The following is a 24,503-nucleotide window of genomic DNA, read 5'->3' as shown; positions in this document are numbered from 1 at the left end:
GTCAGGCCGTCTGGGGATCTGAAGGTCTCAGAACCAGCCACAGCAGCGCGCCACCTGCAAGGGTCAGCAGCGGGATCATGGCGAGGTTTACGGCCGTCCAACCCTCGACCGCTGAACCGCCCGAGCAGTTCATCAATCCGCCAGAGGCAAGCGAGGCAAAAGTCACGCCGCCAAACACCAGCAAGTCATTCAGGCCCTGCATTCGCCCGCGTTCGTGCACTTCATGCGAGTCTGCCAACATGCTGGTGGCGCCAATGAAGCCAAAGTTCCATCCGATGCCCAGCAGGATCAGGGCGACGAAAAAGTTACCTAGATCAACACCTTGCAGGGCGACAATGCCTGCACCGCCAAGGATTGCCAAACCGAGAGCTACGATCTTTTCGACCCCAAACCGCGCGATCAGGTGGCCGGTGAAGAAGCTGGGAATGTACATCGCCAGTACGTGGCTGGTGACGATATCCGCGGCATCACCTTCGGTATATCCGCACCCGACGACGGCCAAAGGTGTAGACGTCATTACAAGGTTCATCAGCGCGTAGGAAACCATTGCGCAGATGATCGCTACTGCGATGCGTGGAGTTTTCAGCAACTCCATCCGTGTGCGACCTTTGGGTTCATCTTCGGTGGGTTTCGGCGGAGTAGGGATGTCGAGAAAGAAGAACAGGGCTGAGCCGATTACGTTGATCGCGATCACCGCCAGATAAGTGCCCAAAAACGGGACCACATACGCTTGCGAAGTCAGCTTGACGATCTGAGGGCCGATGATCGCCGCCGCAAGCCCTCCGGCCATGACGTATGAGATCGCCTTGGGCCGGAAAGCATCCGATGCAGTGTCAGCCGCTGCAAAGCGATAAAAGCCATGTGCGCTCATGTATATGCCGGTCAGGAAGCTGCCGATCAGGAAGATCGGGAACGAGCCGAGATAAAGGCCGTAAGCCCCGATAACGCCCCCTGCGGCACCTGCGGTTGATCCCACAAGAAACCCGGCACGGCGTCCCCAGCGTTGCATGATGGCCGAAATCGGCGTGGCCGCCAGCATTGAACCCAGAACGATCAGTGAAATCGGCAGCGTCGCAAGGCAAGCGTTGCTGGCCAGCGATTGGCCTGCCAGCCCGCCGACGATGAACATCATGGGCATCTGTGCACCCAGGATTGCCTGTGCTGCCACCAAAACGGCAACGTTGCGTTTGGCCTGACTATCGTCAGGGGTGGCAGCGATCATTGTCATGGGCGAATGGTTATCTACGATTGAGACTTGGCACAAGCGGGTTGCATATGCGGCACATCCGCCTAACGTGCGGACAAGGATCACTTATCGGAGAGCGCATGTCCGTCGGACGCATCATCGAAACACCGGACTGCGTTACCGAAGGGGCCGAGTGGTTGGCTGAGGCCTGCCCCCGGATGGCTTATGCGATGGAGCAAACCGGACCCCTGCCACTCAGGCGCAAGCCTGACGGGTTCGCCCAATTGCTCAGCGCGATTGTCAGTCAGCAGGTCAGCGTGGCCTCGGCAAACGCAATCTGGAAGAGGCTGCAGGACGCAAAACTGACCGGTCCGCGCAAGATTATGTGGGCCACTGATGATGATCTGCGCGCTGTGGGTCTCAGCCGTCAGAAAATTCGCTATGCCCGCGCCTTGGCTGAGGCGCGGATCGATTACAAAGCGTTGCGTGATGCGCCAGATGACGAAGTGGTCGCAATTCTGACCGAGGTACCGGGAATCGGTGTCTGGACTGCCGAGATTTATGCGATGTTTTCGCTGGGTCGCGCCGATGTGATTGCACCGGGCGATCTGGCCTTACAGGAAGCTGCACGCATCCTCTATGAATTGCCAGAACGACCAAAAGACAAAGAGTTACGCCAGATGGCTGAAGCATGGTCGCCGTGGCGATCGGTTGCGGCGCGGGTGCTGTGGGCCTATTACCGGGTCGCAAAAGACAGAGAAGGGATCAGATGACACGGGTTTTGAACGCGCTCAGGAAAGAGCCGGTTTCAGGCGACACACGCTCGGTCGTGGTGTTTGTGCATGGTTATGGTGCAAACGGGGCCGATCTTTTGGGGCTGGCTGATCCGTTGGGCGAGCATCTCCCGGATACGTTGTTTGTAGCTCCGGACGCGCCTGAACAGATCATCGGTATGCCCAACGGTTTCCAGTGGTTCCCGATCCCGTGGATTGATGGCTCATCCGAGGAGGAAGCCCGACGGGGTATGGAAATGGCGGTTGAGGATTTCAACGCGTTCCTTGATGCGCTGATGGTGGATGAGGATGTCCTGCCAGAGCAGGTAGTGCTGTTCGGTTTCAGCCAGGGCACGATGATGAGCTTACATGTAGCCCCGCGCCGCGAGGACCCAGTGGCCGGGATCGTAGCGTTCTCGGGCCGTTTGCTGGAACCTGATTTGCTGCCAGACGAAACCGTAAGTCGCATGCCGATCCTGCTGGTGCATGGCGATGCTGATGACGTTGTACCGCCGCAATCGTTGCCAGAAGCAGCTGAGGCACTTCAGGCGGCCGGGTTCAAAGAGGTTTATGCCCATATAATGAAGGGCACCGGCCACGGGATTGCTCCGGATGGCTTGAGTGTTGCGCTGGCCTTCATGCGGGATAAGCTGAGCCTCTGACTTGCGGGGCGATCTAAGGAGAGCATGATGCTGATCGTGACAGGAGTGGTCGAAGTTTCAGATGCAGCGGTCGAGATAGCCATTGCTGCCGCGCAGGAAATGGTTGCGGAAACTCTGAAAGAACCCGGATGCCTGATCTATGAATTCAGTCAAATCCTGGGTCAGGCGACCCGCTTTCGGGTCTATGAGGAATGGCAGGATCAGGCCGCGCTTGAGGCCCATTTCGCGACCCCTCATATGACTGCTTTTCAGGCGGCACTTGGTGAGGTCGGCGTTGTCTCTAGCGAAATCTACCGTGTGATCGGGGGCGAGAAGCAGCCGCTTCGCTGATCGATCACTCCCACAGCCTTCCTTCCGAGAATTCGACCGAGTTGCCTGCAGGGTCTCGTACATAGAGCGACCGGGCTCCGTTGGGCCAGTCGAACTCGGCATCGACAGGGATGTTCCAGTCCAACAGATGCTTGCGCATCACGGTGATTTCATCTCGGGTTAGGACAAGGCAAACATGGCTGGGACCGCGCGCCCCATGCGGTGGGACCGGCAGATCGGGGTTGCCTGGCGGTTTCTCGGTTTCGCTGGCATTGAACAGCAACAGGACAGACCCGCCGATTCGATAGAACACATGGCGGTCGGTGACGCGCTGGATTTTCTCTAGCCCCAATATCTGACCATAGAAATCCTCGGCCGCATCTAGATCGTCGACATACAGCGCGGCTTCCAGGATGGCAGACGGGGCAGGGATATCCGGTGTGACCTTCATGCCCTAAACCTATCACATCACGCAGTTTTTGTCACCGGCGCGGGCGGCGGTCCCGCTTGCGCGACGGTGCTGCGTCAACAGCTGGCATCGGCAGGCTTTCCCACTGACCGGGGTCAAGGCCGTCCAAAGTCCAATCTCCAACACGGGCTCGGATCAGGCGCAGAGTTGGGTGCCCGACTGCGGCTGTCATCCGGCGAACCTGACGGTTACGGCCCTCTTTTATCGTCAGTTCAACCCAACTGTCGGGCACCGTTTGGCGAACCCGGATCGGCGGGGTGCGTGGCCATAGCCATTCGGGTTCGTCAATCAGCCGCGCCTTGGCGAGGCGCGTCAAACCATCCTTAAGTTCAACACCTTCCCGCAACGCTTTTAGTGCCGCTGTATCGGGAATGCCTTCGACCTGAACCCAGTATGTCTTAGGCATCTTGTGCTTGGGGTCTGATATCTGCGCCTGCAATCGCCCATTATCAGTCAGCAGCATCAAACCCTCGCTATCCCGGTCCAAGCGTCCCGCAGGATAGACACCGGGCAGGTCGATGAATTCCGAGAGCGTACTGCGGGGTGAGTCAGAATTGGCGCGGTCGGTGAACTGCGGCAACACATCGTATGGTTTGTTGAAACGGATGAACCAGGACATGCCCCGCCATAGCTTGCAGACCACATCTGCGCAACCTGTGGATAAGTGTCACTTATCTGTTACGTATTCGGCCTAACCAATACCCGAGATGTTGTGTGAACTCGGCACTTGTCAGAGATTTAACACGATATATAGTTAACTTAAGGCCGGGGCGGGTGTTCCCCGCTCTGATGTCACAAACGGGCAGTACAGAGCGAGGAGCGATTCTGTTATGGACGGAGACTTCAGGACCGAATTTGTCAGGGAAACCGGTGCGCTCAAGCATCATCCGGCATTGGTTTTGAACGCCGATTACAGACCTCTTTCCTACTACCCGTTGTCTTTATGGCCGTGGCAGGAGGCGATCAAAGCTGCCTGGCTGGACAGGGTGGATATTGTTGCGGAATATGACGAGGTTGTCCGCAGTCCCAGTACCGAGATCCGAATACCCTCGGTCGTTGTCCTGAAAGACTATGTAAAACCCAGAAAGCGCGTGGCCTTCACGCGCTTTAATTTATTTTTGCGGGACGAATTCAAATGCCAGTACTGCGGCAGCCGTGAAAACCTGACCTTTGATCATGTTGTACCGCGCGCTGCGGGCGGGGTCACAAGTTGGCAGAATGTCGTTGCAGCGTGCAGCCCGTGTAATCTGCGCAAGGGCTCAAAATCCCTGCGACAGGCCAGAATGTCACTGAATAAACCGCCGCGTCAGCCGGATGCTGAAGCTTTGCGCAATATCGGCCGGAAGTTCCCCCCGAACCATCTGCACGAAAGCTGGATCGACTTCCTCTACTGGGATGCCGAGCTGGATCAGCTATAAACCCTAGCGCGCGCGCCAGGCTGCGATCCAGATCAGGACCAGACCCGTCGAAATCAATCCATTCCAGCCCGCCATGGAAATCCCGAACATCTCCCACGGGATGTCATCGCAACGCACGAGCGGGGCGGACATGATCTGATCCATTAACTCTTCTGCACTCAGGCCGCCGATATCACCAGATGTGCAGGTCGATGGGCCCTCCCACCAGCCTTGCTCGACCCCAGCATGGTAAAACCCTATTCCCGCCGTTGTGGCCGCCGCCAGAGCGCCTAGTAGGGGCAGGGGGCGGACGCCCGGGAAGGCAAAGGCTAGAGCACCAAGAATCACTGCGACACCATGAGGATACCGCTGCCAGATGCACATTTTGCACGGCGCGAGCCCACCGATGTACTGAAAGCCCCAAGCCCCAAGTAGCAACGCGGCTGAGCCGGATGCGGCAACCAGAACCAGAAGTCTTTTGCGCGTCATAAGTATTTCACCACAAGAAAGCCGCCAAACAGCAGGATTATGAATAGGGTAAACATCAAACCCAACCGTTTTTCGATGAAGTCACGGATTGGTTCCCCAAATTTCCATAGCAGCCCGGCCACAAGAAAGAAGCGCAAGGCGCGCGCCAGGATCGAGGTGGCTATGAACGTCCCAATCGGCATCCCGGTCCAGCCCGACATGATGGTGATGACCTTATATGGGAAAGGCGTCACACCAGCCGCCAGCACGGCCCAGAAGCCGAAATCATTGAAGCGGGTATTGAATTCTTCCATTGCGTGGGCTTTGCCCATGGCTTCCAGAACAGGCTGCCCAAGGCTTTCGTAAAAGAATGCCCCAATTGCATAACCCAATATCCCACCCAGCACCGAGGCAACCAAGGCGACCGTCGCGATCAGCCAGGCCCGCGACGGACGCGCAAGGATCATGGGAATCATCAAAACATCGGGTGGGATCGGAAAAAACGAACTTTCGACAAAAGCCACAACAGCCAGCGCCCAGAGCGCATGAGGATGTTCGGCCAGACGAATGGTCCAGTCATAAAGGGATCGCAACATGAAGAATAAGTATCCTGGTAACCGCTGCGGCAAGCCAAACCATGCACCCGACTGACCGTCAACCTCCTTCGACGAAACATTCAGGGCAGTGGTTGTTTTTTGCCTCTGGACCTTCTCTCGGTAGGGCGCTAATCCAGTGTTCGTGGCCCAAGTGGCGGAATGGTAGACGCAGGGGATTCAAAATCCCCCGCCTTCACGGGCGTGAGAGTTCGAGTCTCTCCTTGGGCACCACAGCAATTCTGAATATATTGCTGAAGTTCGGCTTCAATACCCCGTCATCTCAAGATATCCGCGCCCTGTGTGGCTGCCTGTGATGGTGATTGGGCCTTCCCAGTATTCGAACCGGGTTCCCATCCAGGCTTTCGGGCTTATGGCATCGACTTCAACATCGATCCCGCGATCCGGCAACGACACCTGCCATTTGATCGGAACGTCACGTTGTGCCACGCGGGCGGTTTCAAGGGGTTCTAGCAGGACTGAGCCGTCAGGTAGGGGGGTCGTTTGCCCATCAGGCTCAATCCACGTAGCGGCCGTGAAATCCCCTCGATCCCCGCGTAGGCGGAAGGCCATCAGCTTGTCACCGTCGTCAAAGCTGAGCGAGAACCAGTCCCAGCCGCTTTGATCTTCGGCCAAGGGTTGCGAAGACCATTCGCGATCCAGCCAACCCTGGCCGGCGACTTCGACATCTTCGTTGGGCAGGTGGAGCGTGCCCTCGACCGAGTAGAAGGGTTGTGAATAGTAGTAGCTTGCCTGACCATCGGCGGATTTCACCGAATACCCCTCGGCCCCGTGAAACACCAATGGGCCTTGGGCCTTTAGAGTCAGATCATACCCAAAGTCTGATCCGTTTGCTGTCAGGCTGAGGGTTTCCAAATCATCGCCGCGCATGTGCCATTCATCGATCCATGCCTCAAACGGTTGGGCCGTAACGCCAGCCTGTCCGACACCGCCGCGAGAGAGTCGTTCGGCGAAATAGTGTGTTTCTGGGGTTGTGAGCGCGGCATGGCCCATCCAGATCTGTGGGTTTTGCCAGCCGTCAGCTTCGGATGGTTTCAGTGCCGAACGGAATAAGGTCCATTGTATGCCATAGTCGCGGCCCTCTGCGTCTTTGAGGTTTGCCGTCAGATACCACCATTCAATCCGATAATCAGGATGGGCGCCGTGATCTTGCGGAAACTGAAAGCTGTAGTCCGGTTCAGGACGCGTAAAGCCATCCGCATTGCCGCCCAACCCGGCATAACCCTGCGCCCAACCGGTAATTGGAAGGAGGATGAACAGTATGAAGGCTTTAACGTTCATTGGCAAAAACCCTCAACAGCGCAGCAGGTGGCAGGCGGAGCAATCGTAATGCGGGTAGGGCTGCTGCGAGCACGGCGGCAACCAGAGTCAGCAGGAACAGGCTCAGCCAGTCAGTTGGGAACAAATACATGGGCAAGCGCCATCCGAAGGCCTGCACGTTGATCACGGCCAGCAGCACCCATGCCAATACAAGGCCCAATGGAAGGGCAAGACAAGCGGTCATCACCGCAAGCAGGACACTGCGCAGAAGCTCTAGCTTGGCCAGTTGCGCGCGCGTTAGACCCAGCGCCCAGACCGGGGCGACCTGAGGCAGGCGCTGGGTCCACAGTGTCAGCAAGCTGGTGAGTATCGCGAACCCCGCAACGCCCAGTGTCAGCACATTCAGCGCTGAGGTGACGACGAAGGTTTTCTCAAAAACAGCCATCGATTGCGCTTTCATAGCGGCCTGCTGCACAACTGCCGATCGGGGTAGGTCAAATTGGTCACGCAACGCCTGTGCCAGCTCCGAGGCCTGATCCGGTATGATGCGGATGCCGAAGCGGCGTGTATCCGTATCCGGGGCAATCTGATCTAGCATCGGCATAGCGACGATGGCCTGACCTGTCGGGTTCCCGTAATCGGAATAGACACCTGCAATCGGCAAGCTGTGCTCGGGTGTGATCGAGATGGTATCTCCAGGCCATAGATCCGCGCGTCGTGCGAGTTGCTCGTTGATGAGTACGGCGCTGCGATACAGGACGTTGTCCCAGACGTCAGGACCCTTGGCGATCAGTGGCCAGTTGTCGCGATAGCTATCGTGATCAACAATCCCGTACAGAAACAACGGCCCGGTCTCGTGCGGCAATTCGGTGCTGCGAATGGGTAGGACAGCTGACGCCCTTGGGGCGAGCCAATCGATAAGGGCTGCGCCTTGTGCATTGTCGGCTGCGGTCACGTAAAGTTCGGAGGTCAGCCGTTGATCGAGCCAGCCAGTAAAGGTGAGGCGGAAGCTTGAAACCATTGTGCCCACGCCGATATTCGCGGCGAGCGCTAGCAGCAAGGCCATCAGCGCAAGTGACAGACCGGGCAATTGCGCCCGCATGTCCGCGAGCACCCATTGACCAACAGGCGTGCGGGCCCGGCGCAGGCACAAGGTCAATATCCCTGACAGTGCGAGCGGCAGCAACAAGGCCGCTCCGGTCAGCATCCCGGCAAGCAAGGCAAACCCTGCGATAAGTCCGCCGATTGTGAAATATGCGATAAAGCCCAATGCTAGCAGGGCTAGGCCACACGCGCCTGTAATCTGGGCCGAGGCTTTACTGCCACGCCAAGCTTGTAAGCCCGGCCCTGCGAGGATGGGCATGCGCGAAAGTCGCCAAAGAGCGTGGCCACTGGCCGCCAACGTGCCGCCTGTTGCCATCGCAAGACCTGCGGCGACCCATTGGGGGCGTAATGACATCTGCCCGTCGATTGTTGCCCCGTAGAGGCCGCGCAACGTGGCGGCGACATCAGGCAACAAGGCTCCAGCCAGAAAATACCCCAGGATTAACCCGAACAGGCCACCGATCAGGGCCAAGAGAAGTAATTCACCCAGAACGATCCAGATCAGGCCCCGCATGGGAAGGCCCAACGCCCTTAATGTACGGATCGTGCCACGCCTCTGCGCGAAGGCGAGGCCGACCGTTCCGTGAACGATGAACAGGCCGACGGCGAAAGACAGCAAGCCGAAGGCTGAGAGGTTCAGGTGAAAGCTGTCGGTAAGTTGCACGGTATCCAATTGGGTCGAGGGGCTAATGCGTTGAAGTTCAGGCGCAAGTTCTGACAGAGACGGGACACCACGGGGCTGATTGGGCAAGATCACCAGACGGGAAATCTGACCGGGACGGTTCAGAAGACGCTCGGCCACTCCAATATCGGTGAGCACCAGATCAGGTGGCAGCGCGGTGCTGGAAAGCACCGGTGGGAATTTGTCGTTAGATTGAAACAGCGGGGCCAGGGCGGGTGACATCAGCAGCCGCCCCGGAGCTGTCAGCATATCAGCCGGGTCGGGGGCATCCGCGCCTTGCTCGATCTGGGTGATCGCGGGCAGGACAGGGTAGGCCACCAAATCCACCCCCATCAGACGTACGGAACGGCCCTTGATGCGCAGCGTGCCTTCTAAGACGGCCGCCACTTGCCAGCCTGCGCGCCTGAGCTCGGAGTAGCGGGAAAGAGGGATCGTGGAACCGGAGGCGCGCAATTCGTCGAATTGTCCGATGGCAAGCTGGGTGCTGGCGCGTTCATAGCTCGCGCGCGCTTCGGCATTGATGGCTTGCACGGCCGACCACAGACAAGTTGCCAGCGCGATACCCGTCAGAAGCGTCATCAATTGCAATGGGTGCATCCGCCAATGGGACACCAGCGCCAGGACCGCAGCGCGTGTCATGCGATATGCCCGCCCGTCAGGTGGGCACGTCGGTCGAGACGGCTGGCGATGTCATTAGAGTGAGTGACCAGCAGGAGCGCAGCGCCGGTATCGGCAACCAATGAAAGCATCAGGTCCAGCACCACCGCACTTGCTGTTTCGTCCAGATTGCCCGTCGGCTCATCCGCTAGCAGCAATCGTGGTTGGATCGCCATGGCGCGTCCGATGGCAACCCGCTGCTGCTGTCCGCCCGAAAGGTTCTCGGGGTAGCGGTCTTGCAGTTCTCTCAGGCCAAGGCGCTCGGTCAGGTGGACAACCCAATCCGGGTCGTTCCGACCCGCAAGTCGCGCATGGATCGAGAGGTTCTGGGCAACGGTCAGCGACGGGATCAGGTTGAACTGCTGAAAGACCAGAGACAGGGTGCCGCGACGCAATTCGGCGCGTTCCGCATCATTCAGGGCCGACATGGCGCGCCCGTCCAGAGTAATCTCTCCGCCATCAAACCCATCCAGCGCCGCCACCAGATGCAACAATGTGCTTTTGCCACTGCCACTTTCTCCGGTCAGCGCCAAGGTCTGTCCCTGTTCCAGCGTCAATGAAACATCAGTCAGGACAGGTCTCCCACCGGGATAGGATTTTCGAACGTGATTAATTGATAGCAACATGCAAACTCTCATCTGGTCCCGTCACAATGTGCAACGCGGCGCGCCAGTGTCCAGAGCCGAGATCGGTTCTATTCGCCGCAGCCTTACGCATCGCATGGGGTTGTCGGCAACGCGCGAAACCCCCATGCTTGCACAGCTTTCAGCGATCAGAACAAAGGCCGTTTACATGACATTGTCGCAACAAATCATTTGGGGCAGCTTCTATCTGGGTATTTGTTTTCTGATCGAAATCATGCTGCTGACCTGGTGCGTTCTGGTCATCCGAAAACTGGTTGCGAAATGGGAGTCGCGCAGCACTATCCTTGCAACCGCAGGCCCGATCAGCGTGGCGCTGGTGTTTATCGTGCTGACCCATACGGTTCAGGTCTGGATCTGGGCGATTGTCTGGGTGTGGGGTGATGTGCTGCCGGATTGGAATTCGGCCCTCTATTTCTCATTGGTGACGTTCACAACGCTGGGTTACGGCGACATCGTCTTGGGCGAAGGGCTGCGCATCTTCGGAGCGTTTGCATCGGTCACGGGCCTACTGGCCTTTGGGCTGTCGACCGCGTTCCTGGTGGCCCTCATGACGCGGGTCTTTGAAGAACGGTTCCTGAACTAGAGGATCGGTGCAAACAGCCGTGCAAGCGGCGCACCAAAACGGATGTGGAACGGTTGCTGGGGCAAATCGCGGGTCAATTCGTAACTTGCTTCAAAATCGGTTTCCAGCATCGCAGCCACTGCGTTTGCTGCGCGACGATCAAAGAACAGGGCCATCGCCTCAAAGTTCAGACGGAAAGATCGGTTGTCCAGATTGGTGGTGCCAACGGCGGCCAAGATATCGTCTACAACAAACGCTTTTTGATGCATGAAGCCATCGGTATAGCGAAACACACGGGCGCCACAGTCTCGGATTTCGTCGAAATAGGCAAAAGCGGCCAGCCAGGGCAGACGATGGTCGATGACATCCGGCACGAGTATTCGTACATCCACACCACGCAACGCCGCGTGCTGTAGCGCGGTCATGATGTCGATGTCGGGCACAAAATAGGGCGAGGCGATCCAAAGCCGTTCTTTCGCCTCAGTGATGGCCGCAAAGAACATCATTGCGCCGGTTTCTGTTTCGTCGCCCGGGCCCGTTGCCACCAGCAGCGCATTCATGTCCTGATCAGATTCATTTCCAGCCCAATCGAGTTGGTCGATCAGATCTTCGTTGCGCGCCCAGTGCCAATCCTCGGTAAAAATCAATTGCAGTTGCCGTACAACGTGGCCGGTCATCTTGATATGCGTGTCCCGCCAGCGACCGAACCGAGGGCTTTGCCCCAAGTATTCAACGCCGATGTTGTGACCACCGATAAAGCCGACATTGCCATCCACGATCACAGTTTTTCGGTGGTTGCGATAGTTCAGTTGAAACCGGAAATTGGGCCCGCGTTGTTCGCGGGGATCTGCAACATCCACACCGGCCTGGCGCAGCGTCTCAAAATAGCTGGACGGCAGGCCATAGCTACCCACCGCGTCGGTCATGAACCGAACATGTACGCCACGCTTGACCGCGGCGATCAGCCGGTCCCGCACCCTTCGCCCAAGATCATCATCCCGGACGATGTAGAACTGGATCAGAACGTAATTCTCGGCCTTATCTATGGCGTCGAGAATGGCATCAAACGTAGCTTTGCCGTCGATCAGCAGCTCGGCTCCATTCCCACGTGAGACGGGCAAATGGGCCAGCGCTTCAAACGCGCGAGGATTGACTCGCATCGTCTGAGGGTCGGGTTTCGAGAAATCGGCAAAGGTCTTGATCCCTTCGACGACGCGCTCACTTTCTTGCCGAGCGATCCGGTATCCTCTGAACCGATGGTGACCGAGGAATAGATACAGCGGCACGCCAAACATCGGGGCCGACAGCAGGAACACAACCCAGCCAACCGCTCCTTGTGGGGTGCGTGCAGTCTGCGCAGCGCGAACTGCAAAGACGACCGCTACGCAATAGAGTGAAAACAGAAAAAATGAGACGAGTAATGTCCACATCGGGGCGCAGCGATCCGGGTTGCTTAGTTTGCCCCAGTGTAGATGCGGGACCAGTCGTTGGCCATATCAACAATGACCCATCCCATATCCGGGCCTTTGTCCAACCCATCGACCAGACGCCCGATCGGACTTTCGCGATCATAGGCCCATTCGCGATCCGCATCAGTGTGATGGATCAAAACGCCCAGCCGTGGCCCGTCGCCTGCGGTGGTCCATTCTAGCATGGCAAAATCCCCGTCCGAGTTTCCCCCGGCAAATATGGGGCGCTTGCCAATGGTGCGCTCGATATTGATAGGTTTGCCTTCTTTATCATCGATGAAGGCGATGCCGGGGGCCTTGTTGATTACAGGCGTGCCGTCCACATTGTCATACGTGGTCTCACCATAGGTGCCCAGAATCTGTTCGGGCGGGATGCCATATGCCTGTTCGGCGAAGACACGCATGAAATGCAGGCCTCCGCCTGAAACGATATAGGTTTTGAAATCCTCATCCCGCAGGTAGCGCAACAGCTCGACCATAGGCTGATAGGTCATCTGGTCGTAGGGCAGATCGGTCTCGGGATGTCGTGCAGTGTCCAGCCAATCCGCCACCGACGCCTGAAATACTTCAACGCTGCTGCCGGAATGCGATGCGTTGACCACTTCGATCAGAGCGTCGTGCCCGCCTTCCAGAATGGTTTTCAGATCACCCTCAGCAGCCGTTTTCAACGCCGGGGTCGATAAGATTGATGGGTCTTGTTTAGCAAGCTCTGCCAGTTGGTCCATGGCAAATATGAACTGAAAATAGACCGGTTGTTCAGCCCAAAGCGTGCCGTCATTGTCAAACACCGCAATCCGATCGGCGGGAGTGACATAGAGTTCATTCGCCGGGTCGCTGACCGCGTCAACAAAGTCGATGATCTGCTGTTTTGATGCCGAGTCGGTCCAGCTGGGCAGGGGGTCTGCGAACGCCACAAGGGGGACGGTGGCTATAAACGCCGTGAGTTTGAGAAATCTCATGTAATAGCCTCTGATACTGGAAAAAAGGGGCCGCGCTTTAAGGCGGCCCCTGTCTTGTTTTCTAGTTCGAAGTCGGTGTGGCCAATTTCTGCATCACCTGATCCAGGCTGAAGCTCGCCGCCTTCTGACGTGGTGGGAATTCTTGGAAAGTACTCAGGAAACTCGCCACATATTGCTGCGCCGGTACTAGGAAATACACCCGGTCGATCATCCAGTCGTAGTATGTGTTGGATGTCCGGTATCCACGCTCATAAGGGTCGCGGCGCAAATTCACGATGATCGGCACGCGCAGTTCCGTGAATGGTTCCATCCATGCGCGCAGGGTGGCCCATGCTTTTTGCTCCAAAAAGATCAGCTTCCAGTCGTCAAAACGCAAAGCGGACAGGTCGCCGTCATCCGTGAAATAAAAGATTTCTCGGCGGGGGCTTTCAGTGGTCTCACCGGTCAGCAGTGGCAAGATGTTGTAGCCATCCAGATGCACTTTGTAGTCGCGACCCATGGCAGGTGAGGAATAGCCGGCTTTCAGCTTTTCCTTGATTTCGGGGTCGCCAGCGACCGCCAGATAGGTGGGCAGCCAATCCATGTGATGCACGATTTCGTTCGAGATCGAACCCGCTTCGATCTTACCGGGCCAACGCACCATGGATGGTACGCGCCAGCCGCCTTCCCAGTTGGTATTCTTTTCGCCCCAGAACGGTGTCGAAGCGGCATCCGGCCAAGTGTTGTAATGCGGGCCGTTATCGGTGGAATAATGAACGATAGTGTTGTCGGCGATGCCGAGTTCGTCCAGCAGATCAAGCAGTTGGCCGACCTGAATGTCATGTTCGATCATGCCCGCCGTGTATTCATCGGCCGGACTACCTAGGATTTCGTTGGCTGTTTCGCGCATTTCTTCCCCGACATGGGTGCGGAAATGCATGCGTGTGCCATTCCACCAGACATAGAATGGTGTGCCGTTCTGGTTGGCCTCACGAATGAACTCAACGGCAGCTTCCAGGGTTTCCTGATCCACCGTTTCCATGCGTTTGCGTGTCAGTGGACCGGTGTCTTCGATGGGGCCGCCTGCGCTGGACTTGATCACACCGCGCGGACCATAGGCCTCGCGGAACGTGCGCCCGTCGGGCAGAACCGCGTCCCCGGGATAATCTTCATGCTCGGGTTCTTCTTCGGCATTGAGGTGATAGAGATTCCCAAAAAACTCATCAAATCCGTGATTTGTCGGCAGATGCTCATCCCGGTCGCCCAGGTGGTTCTTGCCAAACTGGCCGGTCACGTACCCATGATCCTTAAGCAACCCTGCAATCGTGGGGTCTTCGATCTGCATCCCTTCTTTAGCGCCAGGCAAGCCAACCTTGGACAGTCCAGTCCGGAACACCGATTGGCCCATGATGTAAGATGAGCGGCCAGCTGTGCAGGATTGCTCGCCATAATAATCGGTGAAGATCATGCCTTCATCGGCGACCCTGTCGATATTGGGGGTCTGGTATCCCATAAGGCCCATTGTGTAGGCCGAAATGTTGGATTGGCCGATGTCATCGCCCCAAATGACCAAAATGTTGGGTTTTTGATCCTGCGCCCATGCGGGCAGTGCGACCAGAACGGCAATCGACGCTGCTGCGGTACGGCGCAGTCCGATACGCCAGCTTTCCAAGAACCGGGTTGTAGTTAACATGTTTTACTCCTGAACTTGTGGACAATTTGTCCCTGTGAACTATCTGAGACTTGTGTCCAGAATAGGATTAGTTGCAGTCGTTAAGCATTGGATATCCCGCGAAAATAGCCAGATTGCGGGATTCGTGTGTAAGTAATGTAGGCCAGTGAGCCTGATTGAAATTTATCATATGATGAAGTTTAAATATATAGATGGCATTAATTGAAACTGATCTAGACGCGCTGCAGGAAAGTTCCTGGTTCAAAACCAGATCTCCCGCCTTTCAGGATGCTCTGATGCGCAGCGCCGTGCGCCGAACTTACGGTGCTGACGAAGCTTTGTTTGTCCAGGGTGATCCCGCCAACGGGATTCACGCTGTATTGGATGGTAGTGTTAAGATCACCGTCCCCGCAGATGACGGTCAGGAATTTGTCATACATCAAGAGGGACGTGGCTTTTGGATCGGCGATCTCGCGTTGTTTGCGACTGCACATCGGCTGATCAGCGTGGTAGCGACTCGGCCAACCGAGACGCTTTTCTTTCCGGCCTCGCGGCTAGAACGCTTAGTGCAGGATTCTCCTGACTTTGTTCGGGATTTCTACGCCTTAAGTCATGAAAACATGCAAAAAGCCCTGCGTATCGTAGCCAATCTTGCGGTGACCGGCACCGAGAAACGGCTGGTTCTGAGGCTGCTGCATCTGGATGAGGTGACATCCGATGCAGAGGGTTGGATACCGGTTTCGCAGGAGGAGCTGGCGGCTATGATTGCAGTCTCTGCGCCAACGCTTCACCGAGCATTACACAGGCTTATCGAATTGGACTTGATCGAAGGCGGGTATGGTCGGCTGAGGTTGAAAGATCGACGCGCCCTCGTCGCTAGCTGTCAAAGTTGACGGACCTTCAAGCCGAATGTTCGGTTGACGACCGATCATCCTCGCCAAGCCTTCCATCCAAAGACATCAAGATCGCGACAGGGCGCAGCGCGGGGATGTGGCTGAAGATGATCAGGATGCAGACGGTCAAAGGCACACTCAGGAACGCTCCGATCAGACCCCAGACCGTAGTCCAGAAAGTTAATGCCAAAATCACTAGGAAGGTCGACATGTTCAGCGATCGGCCAAGCATAGCCGGATCCAGAAAGTTGCCGATTAGAAACTGTAGTGTGCCGCACCCCAGAACGATCACGAGAAATGGCCCGATCGTCTCAAACTGAACCAGAGCGATCATTGCGGGAAAGATGACGGCGATGATCGAACCGATTGACGGGATGAAATTCAGGGCGAAAGTCAGCACGGCCCAGGTTTCAGCATATTCCAGACCCAGCGCTTTGAATACGGCGTAGCTGATGGTGGCGGTGATCAGACTGATAAAGGTCTTCACGCCGACATATCGCTGCAGGCTGTACGAAATCGCATCCAGAACCAAGGCCAGGTCAGCCCCCAGCCGTGGGTTGCCGGCGGCAAGCTGGATTTTCTTGCGAAAGGCCAACCGCTCGGCCATCAGAAAGGCGACATAAAGGCTGATAAGGAAGAACTGGTTAAGCAGTGATGTGGCGCTGCCCAGCAATATCCGAGCGACATAGGACATATCGATGCTGACCAGATTGTCTCGGATAAAACTTGTGACATCGTTGCCGACCAACCCGGTAATCCTATGAACAGCCCCGTCAAACTGGCTTTCGTAGGTGTTGATCGAGCGTGCAAACTGCGTGGCCTGACTGCCCAGAATGTACATGATCATGAACAAACCGGCCAATACAACCGTTACTCCCGCGACATTCGCCAACCAGATTGGCACCCGCGTCACTGCAATGACCCGGTCGCTAAGGGCCAGGATCAGCACGTTGACCAGCAACGCCATGGTCAACGGCACCAGAAAGTTTGCCCCTGCATAGAGGCCAAGCACCATTAGCGTGGCCACGATCGCTACATCCCGCAATACGCTCAGTTGCGGACGCGCACGGGAAGGGCTGTTTTCTGGGTCAGAGGTCATAAGATGGCCTTGGTCTGAGTGCTGCCTGGATGTGTTTTGATTGATCCTGCACAGGCTGGTGGGTTTATGCAATCCATACAGAAGGTTATCGCATGAAATCGGTGGCCTGATCCGATTGGCGGTTCTGCCAAAGGAAAAGGCAGGCTAGGCTAGCGCAATGCCAACTGTTTTGATTCCCTCGTTCGGCCAATTCCTGCGTGCGCTCTGGCTTGCTGTGCGCCGATTTAATGACAAAAACGGCTTCGTCATGAGCAGCCACGTCGCCATGTCGTTGATGATGGCCCTGTTTCCATTCGTTCTATTCACGGTCGCGTTGGCAGGGGCCTTGTCACAGGGCTATGTGACCGATGAACTGATCGAACTGATATTTGGTGCCTGGCCCAAAGACGTGGCCGATCCCATCGTTTCAGAACTGCGTGCTGTTCTGGCCGGTGCGGGCTCGGGCGTGATCACTTTGGGTGGCTTGTTGGCGATCTACTTTGCCTCGAACGGAGTCGCCGCTGTGCGAAAGGCGATGGCGCAGGCCTATCACGACACGGACAATTGGCCGTTCTGGAAGACCCGACTGCTGTGCTTTGTGCTGGTCATAATCGGCGGTGCTGCCATTCTGGCCATCGCGGCGGTCGAAGTCGTTCTGCCGGTCTATACCCGTTTGGTTTCGGAAAAGACGGCAGTGGATGTGGACAACTGGCTGTCGGTGGATCGTCTGCGATGGACCTTTACCGTGGCTGTCCCCGCTGGCACCGTTCTTTTGGCCCATCTGATCTTGCCCACCCGACGGCACAGCCTACTACAAATCTTGCCGGGCGTAATCCTGACATTGGCTTTGTGGGCTGCAGGTGGATGGGGCTTTTCAATCTACATCGCCAAGTTTGCGACCTATAGCGCGACGTATGCCGGGCTTGCAGGGGCAATGGCAGCGCTGATTTTCCTGTACTTATGCTCGGCCATGCTGATCCTCGGGGCCGAATACAACGGTGCGCTGATCGATTTGCAAAACGAAGTGGGGCAATGATGTATCTCCGCGCTATCGTGATGACCGCGATCCTTTGGGCGACCGCGCAGCAGTCGCAGGCGCAGGACTATGTTGGATCAGACGCGTGCTCGGATTGTCATAAGGAAGAAACCGAAGCCTGGGAAAGCTCATACCATGCGCTTGCCTGGACCGAGGTGGAGGACGGCCATGTTCAGGCTGATTTCGATGGAACACGATTCTCGCATGATGGAATGAGCGTGGCCTTTGCGGATCAAGATGGAGCTCTTACGGCGCAGGTCACCGAAAAGGACGGCGTTACAACGACCTATCCGGTCCATTCCGTTGTCGGTATCGCGCCGCTACAGCAATATCTTTTCGAAACCGAGCCCGGCCGATTGCAGAGTTTTGATGTGGTTTGGGACGTCGAAAAGGGCCGTTGGTTCCACCTTTACCCGGATCAGGATCTGCCTCCGAATGATGGGCTGCACTGGACCGGTCCGTACAAAAACTGGAACGCCCGCTGTGCCGAGTGTCATGCGACCGGTTATGTGAAGAACTACGACTCTGAGGAAAGGCGCTATGCCTCGACACAGGTCGAAATTGGTGTCGGGTGCGAGACTTGCCACGGGCCGGGTTCTGCGCATTTGGAGTGGACGACCGGAAAAGTGTTGCAAGACGGTTTGAGCGAGTTCGGATTCCCTATGACATGGGGCAGGGGGCAGACAGAAGCGGAAATTCAGCAATGCGCCGGCTGTCATTCCCGGCGCGAGGCGTTGGAAGATGGTAATCCGCTTCCCGGCAAGCCGTATCACGACGCCTATAACCTGGCGTTGCTGCGACCGGGTTTGTATCACCCAGATGGCCAGATTTTGGACGAGGTCTATGTTTATGGCTCATTCCTGCAGTCGCGCATGTATGCAGAAGGGGTGGGTTGTATGAATTGCCATGATCCGCACCGGGCTGAGGTAAAAGCCGAGGGTAATGGGTTGTGTACCCAATGCCACTCCCCCGCTGGCAACCCGGATTTCCCGACCCTTCGGAAAGCCGACTATGACACGCCCGCGCATCACCAACATGCTGAAAATTCTGCGGGTGCCCAATGCAAGAACTGCCACATGATCGAGCGTGTCTATATGGGGGTAGATGGCAGGCGCGATCACAGCTTCCGCATTCCCCGCCCTGATCTGGGGCTCGGAACTGATGCCTGCACCGATTGCCATGCGGATGAAGATCAGTCTTGGGCGGCGCAGCAGATTGAACTCTGGTTCCCGGAATCATCCTATAGAGTGGCGCATTATGGCACGACATTTGCAGCAGCAGGCAGTGGTCAATTGGACGACCCTGAAACGCTGGTCGCGATCGCTCTGGATGAAGGGCAGGCAGGTATCGTTCGCGCAACCGCTCTGTATTTGTTGCAACCTTTTGCAACGCCTGATCTTGCCGAGCGTCTAGCACCGTTGTTGGCCGATCCGGACCCACTGATACGGGCCAATGGACCGGTACTGCAGCGTCAGGTTCCTGCCCAGTTGCGCGCTTCGCGGTTAGAGCCGTTGTTATCCGACCCCATGCGCAATGTACGCATCTCGGCTGCGAAAGAGTTCTTATCGATCCCAGCGCAGGCCATGACGCAAGACCAACGCGCAAGCGCGCAGCAGGGCATGGCGGATTGGCAACGTAGCATTTCCAATCGTTTGGACTTTCCTGAGACCCATTTGGTGTTGGGTGGTTGGGCGCTCACGCTCAGAAACGCGCCGGCTGCAGAACGTGCATTCCGCGAGGTTGTAACGCTCGACCCGCAGCGCGTTGAGGCTTGGCCGATGCTGGTTCAACTTGCCCACATCAATCGCGGTGTTCAGGCTGCGTTGGCGACATTGGACGAGGCCTTGTTAGTTCTTCCCGATGATCCAAACTTAATGCAACTGGCGCAGGAACTCGGGAGATAACTGGCATGGAACTGGCAGAATTGCGCCATCTTCGCGGCGCATTCTACGGTTAGCCAACCGGTATCAGCACTCGGATTGCTACAGGTGATGTATGCCGGATCGCACCGCTACCTTCGCAAAGCCGCTGACGGCGGCTCGTAAAACAACGCTTGACCAGCGTATTGAAGAGCTGCGCGCGCGCAAGCCTGTCGATATCAATCATGGCGAAGCACTATTGCTGCAAGGCATAGCTGCAGCGTCTCTGCGGAAACAGAGCATAGCGCCGGGAAAGATCGATCTGGATTAACGCCGCTTAACCCCGGAAGCCGGTGGCGACAACAAACTTCTCGGAACTATCAGAACGTGAGGCTGGAGGCTTCACATTGGCAACCTTGTTGAATTTCTGCTTGAGCAGTTTCTGAAGGTCCCCCTCAGCCCCGCCAGCAAGCACTTTGGCAACGAAGGTGCCGCCCTCTTCCAGCACGTCGAACGCGAAATAAGCCGCCGTTTCGCACAGGGCCATGATCCGCAGGTGGTCAGTCTGTTTGTGGCCCGAAGACGCAGCCGCCATATCAGACATGACCACGTCCGCTTTGCCACCCAGCCAGTCCTTGACCTTCTGATCGGCGTCATCTTCCATGAAATCAAGGACATGCGCGGTGGCACCGGCGACGGGCTCAACCTCTTGAAGGTCAACCCCCAGAACGGTGCCGATGCGCTTGCCGCTTTTCTCGCCGAGTGCATTGACGCGTTTCACGGCGACTTGCAGCCAGCCACCGGGCGCACAACCCAGATCGACCACGCGCGCGCCGGGTACGAGAAACCGGAACTTGTCGTCCAACTCAAGTATCTTGAATGCCGCGCGTCCGCGATAGCCTTCGACCTGCGCGCGTTTGACATAGGGGTCGTTCAACTGCCGTTCCAGCCAGCGGGTCGAGCTGAGCTTGCGCCCGCGCGCGGTCTTGACCTTCACCTTCAGGTCGCGTTGCCCGCGACCCGAGTTGCTTTTGCCAGTTGGTGTCTTCGCCATCAGAACGGTCCGTCTTCCAATACACCGTCCGCACTCATTTGCGCATAAAGCAAACCCTCGCGCAGCCCACGGTCCGCCACAGAAAGGCGATCGGTGGGCCAGCAGCGCAACAGCGCCTGCAAGATGGCCGAGCCGGACATGATCAGGGCCTGCCGATCTTCTCCGATCCGGGGATCACGGCGGCGCCCACGAGGGCCGAGTTCTAGATAGCCTCGTATCACCTTGTCAATCTGATCGCTGGTCATGCGCAATCCGTCCACCTTCGTCCGGTCATAGCGCTTGAGGCCAAGGTGTGAGGCGGCGACAGTGGTCACCGTTCCGCTGGTGCCCACAATCTGAAACCCTTCGCGGGCCTGTTCATCCTTGTAAGGTGCGAAATCGGCCAGATTTTCTTCGAAAAACCAGCTCATTAGCGCAAAACGCGCGGCATCGTCTTCGACGTCGTTGAACTGATCACGCAATGTTGCCACGCCCAGCGGGACGCTGATCCAATCGACCACCTTGGCCGCAGGGAAAGGGCTTTCAGGCGTGTGGAACCCGTTATGCAATCTCATAATCGCGGCAGGCCGATCCCGACGAGGAACAGAGGAGATGTCGATCCAGACCAATTCGGTTGAGCCGCCGCCGATATCGACGACCAACAATTGCTCGGTCTTGGTCGACACCAGCGGTGCACAGGAAATCACAGCCAGACGTGCTTCTTCCTCGGGCTGGATGATGTCGAGCGTCAGGCCGGTTTCGCGTTTAACTTGCCGGATGAAATCGCGTGAATTCTTGGCGCGACGGCAAGCCTCGGTTGCGATCAAGCGCATGCGCTTGACCTTGTTACGCTTGAGTTTTTGCTGACAAATCCGCAACGCCTGTACGGTACGTGCCATGGACGCCCGCGACAATCGCCCGGTGCGTTCCAGACCGGCACCCAACTGCACCGATTTGGAGAAGCTGTCCACCACATGAAATCCACTGCCCTTGGGCTGGGCGATCAACATGCGGCAGCTATTTGTCCCCAAATCCAGTGCCGCATACAACGCATCTGGATCGGGTCTTGCCGGCGCGGGGCTTTCGACCGCTTTCGGGAACGCGCCCGCACCTCTGGGACGCTTGGGCGCCATCTTAAACGCCCTCCGATTTTCGAGTTACCCCGACCATAGGTCGCGCAATTGGATCACGCAAGACGCTCATTAAAGTCATTAGGATTTTGATGTTCGGTTTTGCCCACCAAGGCATTAAAAGCTGCGGTACGCAGCCGTGGGCAAAAAGGTCGCTGCAAATACGCCGTATGTCGAAAATCGACCGACTTGGACCCACATTGAAGTTTAGAACCGGTCCATCTGGTTAGGAGGAATCACGGTAATGCCTGACGTCACCATCGTATATTGGCGCGATATTCCCGCCCAAGTCATCGTCGGCAAGGGCCGTCGTGGCGCTAAGCGGCAGTTGGAAGAGCGGTTTGAACAAGCCATCGACCGGGCCGCAATGAAGGTGAACGCCAAAGATAGTGATGCCTATCTGGCCGAGTGGCGCAAAGCCGAGCCTTTCGCAGTTGAGGGCGACCCGTCCGAAATTGCCGAAGCCGAGGCCGCGCGTTTGGAAACAGAGTACGATCAGGACCGTATCAAGACCCTGATCGCCAATGACGGTTGGGCATGAGCCCCAGATCTTTATGGGAGGCCGCTATGGCTTTGCTGAACTTCAAGAAACGTGATGCGGTCGAAAACGGACCTGTGAACCCGACCGTCGAAGCCTTTTTGCAGGGCTACTCGATCGAGGTGATGCCGCGCACTGCGGAAAAAGTCGAAGATTTCCGCGCGCTGCTGCCAGAAGGCACCCGTGTCTACATCGCCCATATCGAGGGCACGCCAATCGAAGACATGGTCAAAACCGCCAAGCGCATCGCGGACGAAGGTTACCCTGTCATGCCGCATTTCCCGGCACGGATCATCAAGGATGCCGCGACGCTGGAAAACTGGATTTCCATGTATCAGGGTGAAGCGGGTGTCGAGCAGGCGCTTCTGCTGGCCGGTGGGGTCGCCAAACCGCATGGTGATTTCGACAGCTCGATGCAGCTGCTGGAAACCGGACTGTTCGACAAGGCGGGGTTCAAGCGACTGCACGTAGCCGGTCACCCCGAAGGCAACAAGGATATCGATCCCGACGGCTCGACCAAGAATGTCGATGACGCGCTGCGCTGGAAGCAGAAGTTTTCGGAAACCACCGACGCCGAAATGGCGCTGGCCACTCAGTTTGCGTTCGACGCCAAGCCGATCATCGCTTGGGCGAACGGTCTGAAAGAAGCGGGTATTGATCTGCCGATCCATATCGGTATCGCGGGCCCGGCGAAGCTGCAGACGCTGATCAAATTCGCTATCGCCTGCGGCGTTGGTCCATCGCTGAAAGTCCTGCAGAAGCGCGCCATGGACGTGTCCAAGCTGCTGTTGCCTTACGAGCCAACCGATGTGGTCACCGAACTGGCCAATCACAAGGCAGCCAACCCGGATTTCAATATCACCAAGGTACACTTCTTCCCGCTGGGCGGGATCAAGACCAACGCCAACTGGGCGATCAACAACGGCGGCGCTTCGGCAAAGCCGGTTAACTCCTAAGGAACGGACATGACCCGTACAGTCGTAGAATCAAAAACAAAAACTGCCGTTCTGGGCTTTGACGAACCGTTCTGCGTTATCGGTGAGCGGATCAACCCAACGGGCCGTAAGAAACTGGCTGCCGAATTGGAAGCAGGCGATTTCTCGACAGTCGAAAAGGATGCTCTGGCGCAGGTCGCTGCAGGCGCGACCGTTCTGGATATCAACGCAGGTGTCGTCTACAACTCGAACCCCAACCCGAACGAGACCGAGCCGCCGCTGATGACCAAGATCGTCGAGCTGGTGCAGGGGCTTGTTGATGTACCGCTTTGCATCGATTCCTCGGTTCCGGGCGCTTTGGAAGCCGGTCTTGAGGCGGCGGAAGGTCGTCCGCTGTTGAACTCGGTCACCGGTGAAGAAGAGCGTCTGGAACTGGTTTTGCCACTGGTCAAGAAATACAACGTACCCGTTGTGGCGATCTCGAACGATGACACCGGAATCTCGGAAGACCCCGATGTGCGTTTTGCCGTCGCCAAAACCATCGTTGAGCGTGCAGCCGATCACGGCATCCCGGCTCATGACATCGTGGTCGATCCGCTGGTCATGCCGATTGGTGCGATGGCAACTGCTGGCCAGCAGGTGTTTGCTCTGGTCCGTCGTCTGCGGGAGGAGCTGGGCGTGAACACCACATGCGGTGCGTCCAACATCTCGTTCGGCCTGCCGAACCGTCACGGTATCAACAACGCCTTCCTGCCGATGGCAATGGGTGCGGGAATGACTTCAGCGATCATGAACCCGGTGGCTCTGCCGGTGACTCAGAAGAAGATTGCTGAAAAGAAAGAGGCCGTTGCTGCCGCCGGTATCATTCTGCCCGAGGATATGGACGACGAAACCTTTGTACAGATGTTCGGTCTGGGTTCGACCCTTCCGCGTGCGGGCAAAGAGATGGAGGCCATCCGCGCCGCCAACCTGCTGACCAACAACGACGCACATGGCGGTGAGTGGATCAGGTTCAACAAACCACCCGCTGAGGCCGGAGCCGAAGGCGAGGGTGCACGCGGACGTCGTGGCGGCGGTCGCCGTCGCCGCGCTTAAGGTATATAAAACAATCGATTGGGCCGGATCTTTGATCCGA

At 57.1% G+C, this 24,503-nt stretch carries 26 protein-coding genes and 1 tRNA gene; 13 read left to right on the top strand and 14 right to left on the bottom strand.

Annotation, left to right across the window (positions count from 1 at the left end; all coding sequences use genetic code 11):
* Window position 1: 1 nt before the first annotated feature.
* On the bottom strand, window positions 2–1,228 hold the full coding sequence (locus tag ACR0EN_RS02905; protein WP_170392995.1) for an MFS transporter: 1,227 nt from the start codon (window positions 1,226–1,228) through the stop codon (window positions 2–4).
* Window positions 1,229–1,326: 98 nt separating this feature from the next.
* Between ACR0EN_RS02905 and ACR0EN_RS02900 the strand changes: the two genes are divergently transcribed.
* Genes ACR0EN_RS02900 through ACR0EN_RS02890 form a run of 3 tightly spaced genes read left to right on the top strand, consistent with a single transcriptional unit; the run spans window position 1,327 to window position 2,951 of the window.
* Window positions 1,327–1,959 (top strand): DNA-3-methyladenine glycosylase family protein, encoded by a 633-nt coding sequence (locus ACR0EN_RS02900; RefSeq protein WP_170392996.1) that lies wholly within the window; start codon window positions 1,327–1,329, stop codon window positions 1,957–1,959.
* The gene (locus tag ACR0EN_RS02895) at window positions 1,956–2,621 is read left to right on the top strand and encodes an alpha/beta fold hydrolase (protein ID WP_170392997.1); all 666 of its coding nucleotides are present in this window, start codon (window positions 1,956–1,958) and stop codon (window positions 2,619–2,621) included. Before ACR0EN_RS02900 ends, ACR0EN_RS02895 begins: the two co-directional genes overlap by 4 nt.
* A gap of 27 nt (window positions 2,622–2,648) precedes the next feature.
* Window positions 2,649–2,951 (top strand): putative quinol monooxygenase, encoded by a 303-nt coding sequence (locus ACR0EN_RS02890; protein ID WP_170509753.1) that lies wholly within the window; start codon window positions 2,649–2,651, stop codon window positions 2,949–2,951.
* Between the two features lie 4 nt (window positions 2,952–2,955).
* Here the strand turns inward: ACR0EN_RS02890 and ACR0EN_RS02885 are convergent, their stop codons facing one another.
* Entirely contained in the window at window positions 2,956–3,381 is a 426-nt protein-coding gene (locus ACR0EN_RS02885) for a VOC family protein (RefSeq protein WP_170405910.1), read from the bottom strand.
* Window positions 3,382–3,412: 31 nt separating this feature from the next.
* Entirely contained in the window at window positions 3,413–4,018 is a 606-nt protein-coding gene (locus ACR0EN_RS02880) for an rRNA large subunit pseudouridine synthase E (RefSeq protein ID WP_480561456.1), read from the bottom strand.
* 211 nt (window positions 4,019–4,229) lie between these two features.
* Here ACR0EN_RS02880 and ACR0EN_RS02875 point away from each other — a divergent pair, with 211 nt between their 5' ends.
* Window positions 4,230–4,817, top strand: coding sequence for an HNH endonuclease (locus ACR0EN_RS02875; protein WP_170405905.1), 588 nt, complete (start codon window positions 4,230–4,232; stop codon window positions 4,815–4,817).
* 3 nt (window positions 4,818–4,820) lie between these two features.
* On the opposite strand, the gene ACR0EN_RS02870 is transcribed toward ACR0EN_RS02875, so the two are convergent.
* Together ACR0EN_RS02870 and ACR0EN_RS02865 are read right to left on the bottom strand one after the other, a co-directional pair.
* Window positions 4,821–5,285 (bottom strand): disulfide bond formation protein B, encoded by a 465-nt coding sequence (locus ACR0EN_RS02870; protein ID WP_170421771.1) that lies wholly within the window; start codon window positions 5,283–5,285, stop codon window positions 4,821–4,823.
* Entirely contained in the window at window positions 5,282–5,860 is a 579-nt protein-coding gene (locus tag ACR0EN_RS02865; RefSeq protein WP_170393003.1) for a YqaA family protein, read from the bottom strand. The genes ACR0EN_RS02870 and ACR0EN_RS02865 overlap by 4 nt, the downstream gene beginning before the upstream one ends.
* A 145-nt stretch (window positions 5,861–6,005) precedes the next feature.
* Between ACR0EN_RS02865 and ACR0EN_RS02860 the strand changes: the two genes are divergently transcribed.
* A tRNA-Leu gene (locus tag ACR0EN_RS02860) sits at window positions 6,006–6,091 on the top strand.
* A 33-nt stretch (window positions 6,092–6,124) separates the two neighbouring features.
* On the opposite strand, the gene ACR0EN_RS02855 is transcribed toward ACR0EN_RS02860, so the two are convergent.
* The 3 genes from ACR0EN_RS02855 to ACR0EN_RS02845 are packed head-to-tail and all read right to left on the bottom strand — an operon-like array spanning window position 6,125 to window position 10,207.
* A complete protein-coding gene (locus ACR0EN_RS02855) occupies window positions 6,125–7,159 on the bottom strand; it encodes a lipocalin-like domain-containing protein (RefSeq protein WP_480585112.1) in 1,035 nt (344 codons plus the stop codon).
* Window positions 7,149–9,563, bottom strand: coding sequence for an ABC transporter permease (locus ACR0EN_RS02850; RefSeq protein ID WP_480585110.1), 2,415 nt, complete (start codon window positions 9,561–9,563; stop codon window positions 7,149–7,151). Before ACR0EN_RS02850 ends, ACR0EN_RS02855 begins: the two co-directional genes overlap by 11 nt.
* The gene (locus ACR0EN_RS02845) at window positions 9,560–10,207 is read right to left on the bottom strand and encodes an ABC transporter ATP-binding protein (protein WP_480561460.1); all 648 of its coding nucleotides are present in this window, start codon (window positions 10,205–10,207) and stop codon (window positions 9,560–9,562) included. Before ACR0EN_RS02845 ends, ACR0EN_RS02850 begins: the two co-directional genes overlap by 4 nt.
* Window positions 10,208–10,373: 166 nt before the next feature.
* On the opposite strand from ACR0EN_RS02845, the gene ACR0EN_RS02840 reads away from it, so the two are divergent.
* Window positions 10,374–10,808 carry an ion channel gene (locus tag ACR0EN_RS02840; RefSeq protein WP_480585674.1) on the top strand — a complete coding sequence of 145 codons (435 nt, stop codon included), beginning with the start codon at window positions 10,374–10,376 and terminating at the stop codon, window positions 10,806–10,808.
* Here ACR0EN_RS02840 and cls read toward each other — a convergent pair.
* The 3 genes from cls to ACR0EN_RS02825 all read right to left on the bottom strand — a co-directional run bounded on the left by cls (window position 10,805) and on the right by ACR0EN_RS02825 (window position 14,887).
* Window positions 10,805–12,217 carry a cardiolipin synthase gene (cls, locus tag ACR0EN_RS02835; protein WP_480585106.1) on the bottom strand — a complete coding sequence of 471 codons (1,413 nt, stop codon included), beginning with the start codon at window positions 12,215–12,217 and terminating at the stop codon, window positions 10,805–10,807. The two genes, ACR0EN_RS02840 and cls, sit on opposite strands and share 4 nt — an antisense overlap.
* A gap of 23 nt (window positions 12,218–12,240) precedes the next feature.
* Window positions 12,241–13,215, bottom strand: coding sequence for an HAD family hydrolase (locus ACR0EN_RS02830; protein ID WP_480585103.1), 975 nt, complete (start codon window positions 13,213–13,215; stop codon window positions 12,241–12,243).
* Between the two features lie 61 nt (window positions 13,216–13,276).
* On the bottom strand, window positions 13,277–14,887 hold the full coding sequence (locus tag ACR0EN_RS02825; protein WP_255612093.1) for an arylsulfatase: 1,611 nt from the start codon (window positions 14,885–14,887) through the stop codon (window positions 13,277–13,279).
* 275 nt (window positions 14,888–15,162) lie between these two features.
* Here ACR0EN_RS02825 and ACR0EN_RS02820 point away from each other — a divergent pair, with 275 nt between their 5' ends.
* Window positions 15,163–15,759 carry a Crp/Fnr family transcriptional regulator gene (locus ACR0EN_RS02820; RefSeq protein WP_480585100.1) on the top strand — a complete coding sequence of 199 codons (597 nt, stop codon included), beginning with the start codon at window positions 15,163–15,165 and terminating at the stop codon, window positions 15,757–15,759.
* 7 nt (window positions 15,760–15,766) lie between these two features.
* On the opposite strand, the gene ACR0EN_RS02815 is transcribed toward ACR0EN_RS02820, so the two are convergent.
* Entirely contained in the window at window positions 15,767–16,858 is a 1,092-nt protein-coding gene (locus ACR0EN_RS02815) for an AI-2E family transporter (protein ID WP_170393011.1), read from the bottom strand.
* A gap of 157 nt (window positions 16,859–17,015) precedes the next feature.
* Between ACR0EN_RS02815 and ACR0EN_RS02810 the strand changes: the two genes are divergently transcribed.
* The 3 genes from ACR0EN_RS02810 (at window position 17,016) to ACR0EN_RS02800 (ending at window position 20,063) form a co-directional block, all read left to right on the top strand.
* Window positions 17,016–17,873, top strand: a complete 858-nt coding sequence (locus ACR0EN_RS02810) for a YihY/virulence factor BrkB family protein (protein WP_480585097.1) — start codon at window positions 17,016–17,018, stop codon at window positions 17,871–17,873.
* Window positions 17,873–19,777 (top strand): cytochrome c3 family protein, encoded by a 1,905-nt coding sequence (locus ACR0EN_RS02805; protein WP_480585672.1) that lies wholly within the window; start codon window positions 17,873–17,875, stop codon window positions 19,775–19,777. The genes ACR0EN_RS02810 and ACR0EN_RS02805 overlap by 1 nt, the downstream gene beginning before the upstream one ends.
* A gap of 91 nt (window positions 19,778–19,868) precedes the next feature.
* On the top strand, window positions 19,869–20,063 hold the full coding sequence (locus tag ACR0EN_RS02800) for a hypothetical protein (protein WP_170405875.1): 195 nt from the start codon (window positions 19,869–19,871) through the stop codon (window positions 20,061–20,063).
* 6 nt (window positions 20,064–20,069) lie between these two features.
* Here the strand turns inward: ACR0EN_RS02800 and ACR0EN_RS02795 are convergent, their stop codons facing one another.
* Both ACR0EN_RS02795 and ACR0EN_RS02790 read right to left on the bottom strand, forming a co-directional pair.
* A complete protein-coding gene (locus ACR0EN_RS02795; RefSeq protein WP_170393014.1) occupies window positions 20,070–20,786 on the bottom strand; it encodes an RlmE family RNA methyltransferase in 717 nt (238 codons plus the stop codon).
* Window positions 20,786–21,898: a Ppx/GppA phosphatase family protein gene (locus tag ACR0EN_RS02790; protein WP_170393015.1), complete on the bottom strand. Its 1,113-nt coding sequence runs from the start codon at window positions 21,896–21,898 to the stop codon at window positions 20,786–20,788. Before ACR0EN_RS02790 ends, ACR0EN_RS02795 begins: the two co-directional genes overlap by 1 nt.
* 241 nt (window positions 21,899–22,139) lie before the next feature.
* Here ACR0EN_RS02790 and ACR0EN_RS02785 point away from each other — a divergent pair, with 241 nt between their 5' ends.
* From ACR0EN_RS02785 to ACR0EN_RS02775, 3 genes are read left to right on the top strand one after another with little or no spacing between them, the layout of a single operon-like run.
* Window positions 22,140–22,436, top strand: coding sequence for a virulence factor (locus ACR0EN_RS02785; protein WP_170393016.1), 297 nt, complete (start codon window positions 22,140–22,142; stop codon window positions 22,434–22,436).
* A 26-nt stretch (window positions 22,437–22,462) separates the two neighbouring features.
* Complete coding sequence (locus ACR0EN_RS02780) at window positions 22,463–23,389, top strand: methylenetetrahydrofolate reductase (RefSeq protein WP_170817792.1); 927 nt, start codon at window positions 22,463–22,465, stop codon at window positions 23,387–23,389.
* A 9-nt stretch (window positions 23,390–23,398) separates the two neighbouring features.
* Complete coding sequence (locus ACR0EN_RS02775) at window positions 23,399–24,463, top strand: methyltetrahydrofolate cobalamin methyltransferase (RefSeq protein ID WP_170393018.1); 1,065 nt, start codon at window positions 23,399–23,401, stop codon at window positions 24,461–24,463.
* Window positions 24,464–24,503: the final 40 nt, after the last annotated feature.

The organism is Ruegeria sp. AB7, assembly GCF_056542625.1.
Note: the sequence above shows the minus strand (reverse complement) of the source record. Positions and strands in the feature narration are given on the sequence as shown.